Origin of the sequence: Corynebacterium sp. HMSC06C06 (genome assembly GCF_001807295.1) — a bacterium.
Taxonomy (GTDB): domain Bacteria; phylum Actinomycetota; class Actinomycetes; order Mycobacteriales; family Mycobacteriaceae; genus Corynebacterium; species Corynebacterium striatum.
On record NZ_KV788518.1, the window covers coordinates 128,872 to 141,337 of the forward strand.

A 12,466-nucleotide genomic window follows, 5' to 3' on the forward strand; every position below is an offset into this window, starting at 1 on the left:
AAGATGTCTTACACTGCACATCCTTCCACGATGCAGCCCGCTGACGTGCGCGCGCATGCCCGGCAGAATCAGATGGTGACTACGGCGGGTTTCGCTGACGGATACATGCAGGCCAACCTGCTTGCGGTGCCGCAGGAATACGCGTTCGACTTCCTGTTGTTTGCTCAGCGCAATCCGAAGTCGTGTCCGATTGTGGGCGTGCTGGAGGCGGGCCAATACAGCTCGGAGCTGCTCGCGGGTGGCGATATCCGCACCGACATCCCCGGCTACCGCATCTTCCGCGACGGTGAGCTAACCGACTCGGTGGAGGACGCCACTGAGTTCTGGGCTGAGGACATGGTCACGTTCCTCATCGGCTGCTCGTTTGCTTTCGAGTCGGCGCTGCAGGAAAACGGCATTACGCTGGCTCATATCGAGCAGGGGCGAAATGTGTCGATGTATCGCACGAACATTCCCACCACTCCGGCCGGCATTTTCAGCGGACCGTTGGTGGTCTCCATGCGACCGATTCCTGCATCTCAGGTTGCCGACGCCGTGCGCATCACCTCGCGTTACCCGTCGGTGCACGGGGCGCCGGTGCACGTGGGAAACCCTGAGGATATTGGCATTTCGGATCTTTCTCGCCCTGATTTCGGCGACGCCGTGGACATCCCGGAAGGGCACATTCCGGTGTTCTGGGCGTGTGGCGTGACGCCACAAGCGGTGGTGATGAACTCGAAGCCGCGCCTGGCGATTACCCACCAGCCCGGCAAGATGCTCGTCACTGACGCGCGCGACGTGGACTACGAGGTTCCTTAAGCCCGGTCTGCGGCTGCGCTTGCAGCTTCCTCTGCAACTGCTCCGGCCGACCGCGCGGTTTGGTCCCATTGCTTGGGTTTCTTTACGAGTGGTCGTGCCGGAAAATTTGGCTTACTGGTCCCTTTACCCCACCAAGGGACCCAACCTATGGGACCAAACCGCAATGGGGGCAGGGAAGCCGCCCCGCCAAGCCGCCCCAAGCTAGATGACCGCGAGCATCGTCTTGCAGGTCCGCAGCAAGCTGTCGTGCAAAAGCGCGGCAGCTTCTTCGCGTTTTCCATCGGCAATGAGCCGGGCCAAGCGGATGTTGCCCTCAATGTGTTCAGCGTGCAAGGTGGGGTAGCGCGGGATAACGAGCAAGAAGCTCAGCCGCATCCGCGCGAGTAGGTTGTTCATTTGCGCGTTAAGCGTCGGGGAATTTAGCGACGCCACCAGTGCGCGGTGAAAACGCTGGTTAATGTTGGATACTTCCTGGTCCTCACCGCGTTCCTGCGCGGCTCGAGCAGAAGTGACAAGCTCAATTAACGCTGCCGGATCAGCGAATTCGCCCCACAGCACGCCGGAGGGCTCGATAGCGGCACGTGCGATGAACAGGTCGCGCACGTAATCGGCGTCCGGCGTCGCAATGAAGACGCCCCGGTGGGGGATGCGCTCCACGAGTCGCTGCGCAGCGAGCTCAGTGAACGCCTCGCGGAGCGTATTGCGGGAACAAGAGAAACGCTCAGCGGCTTTGACCTCGCTGAGCTGTTGGCCGGGCATGAACTCGCCGGCCGAGATGGCATCGCGAATCTCCGACACCACAGACTGAGAAAGCATGCCAGACAGCTTAACCCATTGGGCGTGGAGGCTGCGCGAAAAAGTAGGCCACGGCCACTAGTCGATAGTCGCGATAACCTTCGACGGATCCAAGCGGTCGCCTTCCTTGGCCAACAGCTTGATGGTGCCGCCGCGTGGAGCCTTTACAGAAGATTCCATCTTCATAGCCTCGATGGTGGCGATGGCCTCGCCCTCTTCGACCGTGTCGCCATCCGCGACGTTCCACGCCACGAGGTTTGCATCATACGGTGCGGTTACCTCGCCTTCCTGCGAGCCCGCGCTTGGCGACGCCACCTTCACCCCACCAGCAGCCGCCGGGGCTGCCGCAAACAGGTTCTCCGGCAAACCGACGCTGACCAGCTTGCCGTCGATTTCGATGGCTACCTGGGTGCGTTTGGCGTAGATGGCCTCGACCGGCGCAATGTTGCTCGTGGACTCCGCAGAAGGGCGGTAGTTGTGGTCAAGCCAGTCCGTGTAGATACCAGCTGCGGCCTTGGCATCGCCGTGGTCGGCCAAGACCTGGGAGGAGACCATGTCGCGGTGGAACGGCAGCACGGTGCGCACGCCTTCGATGTCGAACTCGGCCAGGGCCTGCTTGGCGCGGGCCAGGGCCACCTCGCGGGTCGGTCCCCAGACCAGCAGCTTGGCAATCAGCGAGTCGTAGTACGGCGGCACGATGGAGCCGGAGCGTACGCCGGCGTCAACGCGGATGCCAGGGCCCGTCGGCGGCTCAAAGCGCACGATGGTGCCAGGGCATGGTGCAAAGCCGTTCAGGATGTCCTCGGCGTTGATGCGGAATTCGAAAGCGTGGCCGTGCGGCTCCGGGTCGAGGGATTCGTCCACGAAAGACAGTGGCTCGCCCGAAGCGATGCGGAACTGCTCCGCGATGATGTCCACGCCGGTCACGACCTCAGTGACTGGGTGCTCAACCTGCACACGGGTGTTGACCTCGAGGAAGGAGATGGTGCCGTCCTCAGAGACTATGTACTCCACGGTTCCAGCGCCGGTGTAACCCACCTTGGCGCAAATGGCGCGGGCGCCCTCGTGGATGCCGGTGCGCTGTTCGTCGCTAAGCGCAGGTGCGGGAGCTTCCTCGATGAGCTTTTGGAAGCGACGCTGTGTTGAACAGTCACGGGTGCCGAGCACGGCGACGTTGCCGTGGGTATCGGCGAGGATTTGCGCCTCGACGTGGCGCGGGTGGGTGAGGAACTTCTCCACGTAGCACTCTGCGCGGCCGAAGGCTTCCTTGGCCTCGCGGCCTGCAGAGTTGAAGGCCGCCTCAATGTCTTCCAGGTTTTCCACGACCTTCAGACCGCGTCCGCCGCCACCATAAGCTGCCTTGATGGCAATCGGTAGACCGTGCTTTTCGGCGAAGGCGCGGGCCTCCTGCCAGTCGTCGATGGGGTCGGAGGTGCCAGGAGCCAGGGGAGCGCCGACCTCTTCAGCCACGCGGCGGGCCGCAATCTTGTCACCGAGCAGCTCGATGGACTCCGGCGTCGGGCCCACCCAGGTCAGGCCGGCGTCGGCCACAGCGCGGGCGAAGTCGGCGTTCTCAGAGAGGAAGCCGTAGCCCGGGTGTACAGCGTCGGCGCCGGCGCGAACCGCAATGTCCAGCAATGCCGGGACATTCATATAGGTATCGGCCGCGGTGTTGCCGGGCAGGGCGTAGGCCTCGTCAGCAACACGGGTGTGCAGCGCGCCGGCGTCGGCCTCGGAATAGATGGCGATGGAGCGAATACCCAGATCGCGGGCGGCGCGAGCGATGCGGACGGCGATTTCGCCGCGATTTGCAATAAGTATTGCAGAAATCATGTTTAACCTTTAAATAGTTGTAGCGAGTTCGAAGCGGACCGTGGCTCCCGGCGGGAGCTGCGCGGCGATGTCGATGTCTTCTTCCAAGACGGTGGCGATGACGGGGTAGCCGCCGGTGACGGCGTGGTCGCGCAGGAAGACTACCGGCTCACCCGATGGCGGAACCTGGACGGAGCCAGCAACCATTCCTTCGCTCGGGAGCTCGCCGGAGCGCGCACGTGACAAGGTCGCATCGTCGCTGGCTCTAAGACGCAGGCCGACGCGGTTGGACTGTGGAGTAACTTCCCATTCGGTATCTAAGAATTTCTCGAGGGATTCCTTGGTGAACCAGTCATCGCGCGGGCCCATCACGCAGCGCAGCACGCCGGAGGTCTGCCCGTGGGAGCCCTCAGAAACGCGCAGCGGATTGGTCAGCTGCGCATCCGTCATGGCACTCGAGCGCGGCAGGACACCGATGATGTCGCCGATGTGCACGGGCGCAGGACCCAGCCCAGAGAGCACGTCGGTGGAGGAGGACCCCAGCTCGGTATCGGCAACGATGCCGCCGCGGATGGCGATGTAGGAGCGCATGCCGTACGTGGCCGGCTCGACGATCACGGTGGAACCCGCCGTCACGAGCACCGGGCGCGCGAGGTGCACCGGCATCTCGTCGAGGAGCACGCGGGCCTGGGCGCCGGTGACGCAAATGACGGTATCGGTGAGGGCACGCAGGCGAATACCACCGATGTTTTCCAGCACCGTCGCACCGCGCGGGTTGCCCACGGCTACGTTGGCGGTGGCCGCTGCTGCCTGGTCAGCCGCGCCCGAAGGGGTAACACCTAAGTTGCCACGACCCGGGCGGCCTTGGTCCTGGAAGAGGGTGACAAGGCCTGGGTCGATGACTTCCATACGTGGCAGGCGGGCTGGGGTACGGCGGCCAAACGGGGTGGTGGATACGATGTCCGGCAGGGAGCTGACGGCACGGTAGCGCACGCGGTCACCGGGCTGTACCAGCGCCGGCGGCTGCGCATCCGATTCCCACATCGGGGTCGAGGTGGTGCCTAGCAGCTGCCAGCCGCCGGGGGAGACGCGCGGGTAGACCGCGGAGAAGTTACCGGCGATGCCCACCGAGCCATTCGGCACCGCGGTACGCGGGGTAGAGCGACGCGGGATGTCGACGCCGCGGGAGGCATCTGCCGGGGTGCAATAAGTAAAGCCCGGGGCAAAGCCGCCGAAGGCTGCGAGCCACTCGGTGGAGGTATGCCAGTCGATGAGCGCCTCGCGGGACATACCGAGTAGTTCGGCAGCTTCGTCCAGGTCCGCGCCGTCGTAAAGCACGTCGATCTCCACCAAGCGTGGCTCCTCCACGGAGCGTGCGGAAGGGTGGAAATCCTCCAAGAGCTCGGCGGCGGCATGCGCCGAGTTAGGGGTATTAAAGGTGAGCAATAGGGTTGTCGCTGCGGCAATCGCATCGACTTGATCCTTCAGCGGTTGCGCAGTAAGTGCCTCGTGCCAGGTCATGACCTGGGAAAGGTCATCCAACTCCACGAGCAACGCGCGGGTTCCTACGGGGTGAATGCACATTAGATAAAGCTCCGGATCTCAATGCCACGGGCATCCAGCTCGGCTACCACGCCACGCAGCATCTCCACGGCGCCCGGGGAGTCACCGTGGGTGCAAACGGACTGCGCATCCACGCTAAGGACGCTGCCGTCGATGGCTGTGATGGCGCCGGTTTCTGCCACCTCGAGCACGCGCCTTACGACGTCGTCTGCCGAGTGCAGCACAGCATTGTCCTGCGTGCGCGAGACCAGGGTGCCGTCGGGGTTGTAGTTGCGGTCCGCGAAGGCCTCGCGGATGACAGTCAGGCCGCGTGCCTCGGCGACGTCGACTGCCACGCCGCCCGGCAGCAGCATGACCGGGATATCTCCAAAGGCCTTGATGCCGTCGATGACTGCCTTGGCCTGGGCCTCGTGGTGAACGATGGCGTTGTACATCGCGCCGTGCGGCTTAACGTAGGCAACGCGAGTGCCGTGCGCGCGGGCCAGCGCCTCAAGCGCGCCGATTTGATAGGTGACTTCGTCTGCCAACTCAGCCGGGTTGTAGTCGATGAAGCGGCGGCCGAATGCGGCTGGGTCGTTGTAGCCCACGTGTGCACCAACGACGACGCCCGCCTCTTTAGCTGCGTGGACGGTGCCGGCGATGGAGTGTGGGTCACCCGCGTGGAAGCCGGTGGCGACGTTGGCAGAGGAGACCAGCTTGAGCATCGCTGCGTCGTCTGCGACTGGATTGCCTGCGGTGGTCTCGCCGAGGTCGGCATTGAGATCAATAAAGAGCTGGCTCATACACTCAAATCCCCTTTTAGAATTGTTCAACAATCTATAGGCGGATAGTGTATCGTGCGTCACGTCACTTTGTGAAGTGGGACGCCATTTTTAAGGAAGTGCGGGGGTAGTCACGTCGCGTCGATGACACCGCCGATGATGACGGTGGTGGGGTTGGCGGGGTACGTGGTGTCAAGAGTGCGTTCTCTGCAAGCGGTGACCGGGCAGGCATAAGGTGGGATCTATGACGCAACTGTTTGAATCCTTGGAAACGTATTTGGAAAAGACGAAGACGCAGCGTGAGAAACTTTATAAGTGGTTCCACCAGCACCCGGAGCTCTCGCTGCAGGAAGCCGAAACCAAGGCGCGGATTACCAAGGAGCTGGAGGCGCTTGACGACGTCGAGGTAGTCGACGTCGGAGCCGGCGTCGTCGGAATCTTGCGCAACGGCGATGGCCACACCGTGGCGATGCGTGCCGATTTTGACGGCTTGCCAGTCAAGGAAGACTCCGGCGTTGAGTACGCCTCGACTGCCACTCAGGTCTCCGACAAGACTGGCCAGGAGGTGCCGGTGGGGCACATGTGCGGCCACGACATGCACACCACGTGGCTTTTGACCACCATCTCTTTTCTGGCGGAAAACCGGAACGCATGGTCCGGTACTTTCGAGGCCGTATTCCAGCCCGCCGAGGAGATCGCTGAAGGCGGCAAGAACATGGTCGCTGCGGGAATCACGGGCAAGGTTCCCGTCCCCGATGTCATGCTGGGCCAGCATGTCATGGGTGCCTTGCCACTGGGCCATATCGCGACCAACGAGGGCATTAGCTTCACCCAGGCTTCCACTGTGAAGGTAACTGTGCGCGGCGTCGGCTCGCATGGCTCCATGCCGGAGAAGAGCGTCGACCCAATCGTGCTTTCCTCCTCAATCATCATGCAGCTGCAGACAATTATCTCCCGTGAGCTACCGGCCAGCGAGCGCGCGGTGGTCTCCGTGGGCACGATTCACGGCGGCACGAAGGCCAACGTGATTCCGGACAAAGTCGTGTTCGAGCTCAATACCCGCTGCTACTCGCAGGAAGTCGAAGACCACATTCATGCCTCGATCGAACGCATCGTGAACAATCAGGCCGCCGCGGCGGGCGCGCCGGAGCCTTCCTTCGAATACTCCGAACGCTTCCCGGTGCTGGACAATGACCGCGATGTAACTGCCAAGGTCACCGAGTCTATGCAGACCTTGTTGGGGGAGGAGCGCACGGAGACCTTCGCGCCTTTATCGGCCTCGGAGGATTTCCCGGATATCCCGAATGCCTTTGGCACACCGTATTGCTTCTGGGTCGTCGGCGGCTTCCCAGACCCGGAGAATGCACCGGGCAATCACTCTCCGCAGTTCGTCCCTGAGCTGCACCCCACCCTGGAAGCAGGTGCGGAGGCCACGGTTGCTGCGCTTTGCCCTTGGCTGGCGGTTTAAGGAAGCTGCGCTTTTAGATCCGGGTAGGAAGGCTGGGCGCCGCGGCCCAGCGCGGCGAAGGCGCCCACGCGGGCGGCGTGATGGGCGGCGTCGCTAAGCGTGGTCCCTTGTAGGAGCTTCGCCACGAGCGCGCCTGTGAACGCGTCGCCGGCGCCCGTGGTGTCCACCGCTTTGATCTGTGGGGTGGGAATCGGCGTGGTGCCCTCGGCATCCGCCACGATGGCCCCGCGCGCTCCAAGCGTTAACACCACCGCGGCAAAGCCTTCGGCGCGCAGGCATTCTACGAGCTCTTCTGGTTCATCGCCTGGCGTCTGCGCACCCAGTTGCTTGAGCGCCAACCCCGCCTCGTGTTCGTTAACCACGAGTGGGTCTGCCTGCAGGAGCGCCTGCTTATCGACGTCCACCACCGGCGCCAGGTTCACCACCACCCGGGCGCCTACCGCGCGTGCGAGTTCGACCGCCTTCTGGAATCCTGCGGCGGGAATCTCGCCCTGTAGTAGCACCAGGTCTGCCTTGTGTATTGCTTGCGCGTGCTGTTGAACGAACTCAGCGTCCACCCGCGCATTCGCGCCGGGGACCACCACGATGGTGTTCTCGCCGTCGGCTGCGACCTCGATTACCGCAAGGCCCGTGGTGGTGGACTTGAGGTGTTCGACGTGGCTGAGATCGACGCCCGATGCTTCTAGCAGTTCCATGGCTGGGCCGGCGTAAGCGTCATCGCCGACTGCGCCCACGAATGAGACGCTGACGCCTTGGCGTGCCGCAGCTACCGCTTGGTTTGCGCCCTTGCCGCCGGCCAAGATGTCTCCGCCACCGCCTATCAGTGTCTCGCCCGGGGTGGGGTGGCGCTCCACGCTAATCATCAAGTCGGCGTTGATGGAACCGACGACCACGCAGTGCGGCTGTTTTGCAGTCATGAAGTTTCCTTTGCGTTTGTGCCTTGTGTGCTCCACTCTAAGAGCCCGCGTCCGGGCTTGGGGCGGCGCAAGGGCGCAATTTGCCAAATAGTGGCGTGATTTCGGGAAGTTTTGGCGCCTTGTTTGGCAAATTGTGCTGGCATGACGCTGACGGACGTGCGCAAAACTGGGAAAGCCGCTCCCTTTTCTTCCGGCTCCTGAGAAGGGAGCGGCTATCCAAGCAGCGGATGCTTGCAGTACTGCTGGGTGCCGGTCAAGTTCAGAACGCGGAAGCGCCAAGCTTGGTAGCGATCTCGCGGGAGATGCCTGCGGAGCCCTTGGAGTTCTTGCCGGAAACGTCGCCGCCCAGGGTCATGGAGGTGGTGCTGGTGCGGTGGTCTTCCCATGGGTTGCAGACCGGGCGTGGGTTAAGGACGTTAGCCTTCTTATGATCGGAGCCGTGGGTGGTGTGGATGATTGGCAGCTTGGCGTTGATGGCCGGAGTCTCTGGGTAGGACTCGGTGACGGTTGCAGCGTTAGCTGCCGGCATCATGAGCGTGCCGCCGGCGATGGCAAGACCGGCGAATACGTTGGCGGTGCGTGACGAAGACTTACGCTAGCGACTGTTTTCCAGTGGCGCACGATAGAGATGTCTCGACAATTAAAGATAGAAATTCACATAAACGTCATAAACAATGCAAACAGTTTCGGCGGAAAAATGGCTAATCGGCAGGACTCGAAAGGCGAAAAATCCGTTTTGGCTCAGCCCCGCGATTCACCTTGGGATGGCCTGTGCACATTAATGCCTGGGATGTATTGTCACGTGGCTTGTAGCGCCCAGTGGTGGGGACAACTCCATGCGGGTTTGGGCTCGGCTAACAGCATTTGGAAACCAAGCAACCTTAATAGTTCAAATGCCATAACCTGAAATCATGAGCGTCAAATCCCCAGAAAATCTCTTGCTTTATCTTCCTGAAGAGCAAGAACGGGCCATCGCCGAGCTATTCGACGACCTCGTTCGGCGCGGCCTGCCACGCCAGAATCAGCGCCCACACATCACTATTACTTTCGCCCAATCCATGGCCCCCGAGGCAGTGGAACTGGCCGCTGAACTACTTCCGCCGCTATTGCCAGCAACATTTCAACGGGTGGGAACCGTAGTATTCGGAACGCGCTCGAAGCAATCAATCGCCTGGCTTCTGGAAACAACCGATGAGTTCGAAGCGGCCGCCCGGGAGATAAGCGCGGCCAATCCTGAATCACGAGGGGCTCGCTGGACCCCGCATCTAACGATGGGGCTTCGCATCCCGCGCGACGAGGTCGGCCGCTATATCGACGTCCTCGATGCTGCTACGAACGAGGCCACCCGCACCGCTGCACGCAGCGGTGGGCACCTGCTGAAGGAATTTACTGCAGCCCAAGCTGCGTACTGGCGGTCGGCGACTGAGGAATTGCGGGTGCTATGAGCCGCGATAGGCATCAGCGCCGAAGGCTGCCGCGTTGACGCCGGATTGTGCGCGATGTTGGACCCGGCCGCGCGAGCGGAGATTGAACGTATCAACTTCTCCCCGCAGTACTAGGCTTGAAGGCTGTGAACTCTACTAAGATGAACACGGAACTTGCCCATAAACACGTCATCGTGATGGGAGTGTCCAGCTGCGGGAAATCTACGGTGGGGCAGCTGTTGGGAGAGCAGGTGGGCCTCGCCTTTAGGGACGGCGACGACATGCATCCGGCCGCCAACATCGAAAAGATGTCCGCGGGGCACGCGCTTGACGACGCCGACCGCTGGCCCTGGCTCGAAGCAATCGGGCAGTGGATGCAGGGGCAAACCGAAGGCGCCATCGTGGGATGTTCAGCGCTTAAGCGCTCGTACCGGGATCTGATTCACACCCATGCGCCTGACACGGTTTTTGTTCATCTGCACGGCAGCTACGAGCGTTTGCTGGAGCGCATGCAAAACCGTGCAGGCCACTTCATGCCGGTATCGCTTTTGCAATCGCAGTTCGAAACGCTTGAGCAGTTAGGTGAGGACGAGCCGGGGATCGTGCTCGACGTAGCACAAAGCCCCGCAGAACTGGCTGCCGAAGCAGCGAGGTATCTGCGGGGCTAGATGCCCTAAACCGTTGTGGTCTGGCTTTCTTGGACTGAGACTATCTGAGGCTAAAACGCTGCAGTAATCCCAAAAATGATAAGCACGAAGACGAAGCCGACGAAGGAAACGAGTGCCTGGTTAAGGGTCCACGTGCGCAGCGTGGTTGCTACGTCCATGCCCATGAGGCGGCCGATCAACCAGAAACCCGAGTCATTGACGTGGCTGCCAAAGACCGACCCCGCGGCAGTGGCAAGCACAATAAGAGCAAGCTGCACTGCAGAGTAGTCTGCTGCTTCTACAGCTGGGACCATGAGCGCTGCTGCAGTAGTAAGAGCCACGGTGGCAGAGCCCTGTGCAAGACGTAGCGCGACCGCAATGAGATAGCAGGCAAGAATGACAGGAATTCCGAGGCCTGCCATCGAATCAGCCAGAGCATCGCCGATTCCAGAAGTTCTTAGCACGCCGCCGAACATGCCGCCGGCACCGGTAATCAGCATCACCGAGCAAATCGGGCCCAGGGAAGACTCCATGGTCTTTTCAATCGCAGTCTTATCCATTCCGCGCTTGAATCCGAGCGCAATCATCGCGGCAAGCGCCGTGATGAGCAGCGCGATGGGGGTCTGACCTAGGAAGACGAAAAATTTAACCCAGGTGGCATCGCTCGAAATGTGACCAGCGGAGGAAAGGGCTGACAAGCCGGTGTTGCCAAAGATAAGGAGCATTGGGATAAGAAGAATTCCGATGACCGTCGCCGGTGAAGCTGGCTTTTCCGGAAGCTTTTCATCCGCCACGCGTTCGCCGGTCAAAATATCGCCGACAACGAAGGGATACTTCTTGCCCAGGTGCAGGCCCAGGCGGTAGCCGGAGAGATACCACGTAGGAAGCGCTACCAGCAGGCCGAAGACCAAAATGAGGCCGATGTCAGCGCCATAAAATTCGCTCGCGGCGACAGGACCCGGGTGGGGTGGAAGGTAGATGTGCATTACTGAGAACGCGCCGGCCGCGGGAATGCCGTAGGCGAGAACCGGGCCGTTAAGGCGCCGCGCCACTGCGAAGATCACCGGCAGCATCACGATCAAGCCAGCGTCGAAGAAGATGGGGAAACCCATAATCAGCGAGGCAACGCCCAGCGCAAACGGTGCTTTGTTTTCGCCGAAGAGTTTCACCAGGGCGTCGGCAAGCGATTTAGCGCCACCGGAGGTTTCAACCAAGCGCCCGATCATGGCGCCTAAACCAACCAACAGTGCAACGGAACCAAGCGTGGAGCCGAAGCCCTTGGTTAGCGTCGGGACGACGCCCTCAAGAGGGATACCGGCAACCAGCGCAGTCAGGGTAGAAACTATGGTCAACACGATGAATGCGTGAACCTTGAAGTGGATCACCATGACCAAGATCAAGGCAACCGCTGCAGCTGCTATCCCCAGGAGAGGGCCGGTTGTAAGCACCGGCTCCCAGGTTTCCATGACGTCCATGGAACTAATCCTTTCTCAAGTTACGGCCTTGCTGTTAAGCCGTAGTTGTGAGCCAGATTATCATCGGAAATAAGTGTGGATATAACCACTCGAATGTGACTTTCGTACCGTGCAGCTTTAATCGGAACTTAAGTGCCAACGCTACCTCGAAGTAGAACCATGACGACGATTCCATTTATTTTGGACACCGCTATGAAGTGCCCCAGGTTTTGTTCCGCTTGAGTAGATGGGAAGTCTTGGAACATGCCGAAGAGTTTTGACCAGGATGCCAAGGACCGTGTGCTCCGTCTCGTGGAGGACCGCATCTTTGTGGAACACATGTCGATGCACCCCGCGTGCCAGGCAGTGGCTTTAAAAGCTGGGGGTTATGGCGCACGGGCGGTCAATGGGCTTAAGCTTGCCCGTCGTGCGGGAAACATCCCAGAACCTGTGCCTGAAGATTTGGCCGCTGAGAACGCGAGGCTACGTCGTAACAATCACCAGCTACGCGACACTAACGAGCCACTGAAAGCTGCCGCAGCTTCTTCTTGCTGGAACCAGGCTCACAACCGGGATGGTTGGCGACTCCTATGACAATGTGTTGGCCGAAAACGTTAATGGCTCTCTAAAAGAACGAGCTAATCCATACTTGCAGGTGGGGTGACGGTGTCGAGGTAGAAATCGCGACATTTGAGTGGGTGTCCTGGTCGAACGAGACTAGCTCTTCACCAAAGCTGGGGATACCAAACCTCGGTCGAGGTGAACACCGAATTGTGGAAGCAGAATCCGCCATTGGCAGCAGAACCCGCCACAGGAAATAGTAGAAA

Annotated in this window: 12 protein-coding genes; 5 read left to right on the forward strand and 7 right to left on the reverse strand. The window is 61.0% G+C overall.

What is annotated here, in order from left to right:
* Positions 1 to 3: 3 nt before the first annotated feature.
* Complete coding sequence (locus tag HMPREF3153_RS11015) at positions 4 to 798, forward strand: putative hydro-lyase (protein WP_070420872.1); 795 nt, start codon at positions 4 to 6, stop codon at positions 796 to 798.
* A 201-nt stretch (positions 799 to 999) separates the two neighbouring features.
* Here the strand turns inward: HMPREF3153_RS11015 and HMPREF3153_RS11020 are convergent, their stop codons facing one another.
* From HMPREF3153_RS11020 to HMPREF3153_RS11035, 4 genes are read right to left on the reverse strand one after another with little or no spacing between them, the layout of a single operon-like run.
* Complete coding sequence (locus tag HMPREF3153_RS11020) at positions 1,000 to 1,614, reverse strand: GntR family transcriptional regulator (protein ID WP_070420873.1); 615 nt, start codon at positions 1,612 to 1,614, stop codon at positions 1,000 to 1,002.
* A 57-nt stretch (positions 1,615 to 1,671) separates the two neighbouring features.
* Positions 1,672 to 3,426, reverse strand: coding sequence for an acetyl/propionyl/methylcrotonyl-CoA carboxylase subunit alpha (locus tag HMPREF3153_RS11025; RefSeq protein WP_070420874.1), 1,755 nt, complete (start codon positions 3,424 to 3,426; stop codon positions 1,672 to 1,674).
* 9 nt (positions 3,427 to 3,435) lie between these two features.
* Positions 3,436 to 4,989 (reverse strand): 5-oxoprolinase subunit B/C family protein, encoded by a 1,554-nt coding sequence (locus HMPREF3153_RS11030; RefSeq protein ID WP_070420875.1) that lies wholly within the window; start codon positions 4,987 to 4,989, stop codon positions 3,436 to 3,438.
* The gene (locus HMPREF3153_RS11035; protein WP_049064099.1) at positions 4,989 to 5,750 is read right to left on the reverse strand and encodes a LamB/YcsF family protein; all 762 of its coding nucleotides are present in this window, start codon (positions 5,748 to 5,750) and stop codon (positions 4,989 to 4,991) included. Before HMPREF3153_RS11035 ends, HMPREF3153_RS11030 begins: the two co-directional genes overlap by 1 nt.
* Positions 5,751 to 5,973: 223 nt before the next feature.
* Between HMPREF3153_RS11035 and HMPREF3153_RS11040 the strand changes: the two genes are divergently transcribed.
* Positions 5,974 to 7,197 (forward strand): amidohydrolase, encoded by a 1,224-nt coding sequence (locus tag HMPREF3153_RS11040; protein WP_070420876.1) that lies wholly within the window; start codon positions 5,974 to 5,976, stop codon positions 7,195 to 7,197.
* Here HMPREF3153_RS11040 and HMPREF3153_RS11045 read toward each other — a convergent pair.
* On the reverse strand, positions 7,194 to 8,114 hold the full coding sequence (locus HMPREF3153_RS11045) for a ribokinase (protein WP_070420877.1): 921 nt from the start codon (positions 8,112 to 8,114) through the stop codon (positions 7,194 to 7,196). The genes HMPREF3153_RS11040 and HMPREF3153_RS11045 overlap by 4 nt on opposite strands.
* A gap of 259 nt (positions 8,115 to 8,373) precedes the next feature.
* Positions 8,374 to 8,646 carry a hypothetical protein gene (locus tag HMPREF3153_RS11050; protein WP_005528081.1) on the reverse strand — a complete coding sequence of 91 codons (273 nt, stop codon included), beginning with the start codon at positions 8,644 to 8,646 and terminating at the stop codon, positions 8,374 to 8,376.
* Between the two features lie 379 nt (positions 8,647 to 9,025).
* On the opposite strand from HMPREF3153_RS11050, the gene HMPREF3153_RS11055 reads away from it, so the two are divergent.
* Both HMPREF3153_RS11055 and HMPREF3153_RS11060 read left to right on the forward strand, forming a co-directional pair.
* Positions 9,026 to 9,559, forward strand: a complete 534-nt coding sequence (locus tag HMPREF3153_RS11055) for a 2'-5' RNA ligase family protein (protein ID WP_046645148.1) — start codon at positions 9,026 to 9,028, stop codon at positions 9,557 to 9,559.
* Positions 9,560 to 9,699: 140 nt separating this feature from the next.
* The gene (locus HMPREF3153_RS11060; RefSeq protein WP_070420878.1) at positions 9,700 to 10,206 is read left to right on the forward strand and encodes a gluconokinase; all 507 of its coding nucleotides are present in this window, start codon (positions 9,700 to 9,702) and stop codon (positions 10,204 to 10,206) included.
* A gap of 50 nt (positions 10,207 to 10,256) precedes the next feature.
* Here the strand turns inward: HMPREF3153_RS11060 and HMPREF3153_RS11065 are convergent, their stop codons facing one another.
* Entirely contained in the window at positions 10,257 to 11,651 is a 1,395-nt protein-coding gene (locus HMPREF3153_RS11065) for a GntP family permease (RefSeq protein WP_070420908.1), read from the reverse strand.
* Between the two features lie 252 nt (positions 11,652 to 11,903).
* Between HMPREF3153_RS11065 and HMPREF3153_RS13080 the strand changes: the two genes are divergently transcribed.
* Complete coding sequence (locus HMPREF3153_RS13080; RefSeq protein ID WP_005528085.1) at positions 11,904 to 12,233, forward strand: transposase; 330 nt, start codon at positions 11,904 to 11,906, stop codon at positions 12,231 to 12,233.
* The last annotated feature ends 233 nt before the right edge of the window (positions 12,234 to 12,466 follow it).

What these genes read in the sequence shown, in the direction of transcription:
- HMPREF3153_RS11055 (WP_046645148.1), top strand. Translation starts at nt 9,026, where the DNA reads ATGAGCGTCAAATCCCCAGAAAATCTCTTGCTTTATCTTCCTGAAGAG.
- HMPREF3153_RS11020 (WP_070420873.1), bottom strand. Translation starts at nt 1,614, where the DNA reads ATGCTTTCTCAGTCTGTGGTGTCGGAGATTCGCGATGCCATCTCGGCC.
- HMPREF3153_RS11030 (WP_070420875.1), bottom strand. Translation starts at nt 4,989, where the DNA reads ATGTGCATTCACCCCGTAGGAACCCGCGCGTTGCTCGTGGAGTTGGAT.
- HMPREF3153_RS11025 (WP_070420874.1), bottom strand. Translation starts at nt 3,426, where the DNA reads ATGATTTCTGCAATACTTATTGCAAATCGCGGCGAAATCGCCGTCCGC.
- HMPREF3153_RS11050 (WP_005528081.1), bottom strand. Translation starts at nt 8,646, where the DNA reads ATGATGCCGGCAGCTAACGCTGCAACCGTCACCGAGTCCTACCCAGAG.
- HMPREF3153_RS11065 (WP_070420908.1), bottom strand. Translation starts at nt 11,651, where the DNA reads ATGGAAACCTGGGAGCCGGTGCTTACAACCGGCCCTCTCCTGGGGATA.
- HMPREF3153_RS11040 (WP_070420876.1), top strand. Translation starts at nt 5,974, where the DNA reads ATGACGCAACTGTTTGAATCCTTGGAAACGTATTTGGAAAAGACGAAG.
- HMPREF3153_RS13080 (WP_005528085.1), top strand. Translation starts at nt 11,904, where the DNA reads ATGCCGAAGAGTTTTGACCAGGATGCCAAGGACCGTGTGCTCCGTCTC.
- HMPREF3153_RS11015 (WP_070420872.1), top strand. Translation starts at nt 4, where the DNA reads ATGTCTTACACTGCACATCCTTCCACGATGCAGCCCGCTGACGTGCGC.
- HMPREF3153_RS11035 (WP_049064099.1), bottom strand. Translation starts at nt 5,750, where the DNA reads ATGAGCCAGCTCTTTATTGATCTCAATGCCGACCTCGGCGAGACCACC.
- HMPREF3153_RS11045 (WP_070420877.1), bottom strand. Translation starts at nt 8,114, where the DNA reads ATGACTGCAAAACAGCCGCACTGCGTGGTCGTCGGTTCCATCAACGCC.
- HMPREF3153_RS11060 (WP_070420878.1), top strand. Translation starts at nt 9,700, where the DNA reads ATGAACACGGAACTTGCCCATAAACACGTCATCGTGATGGGAGTGTCC.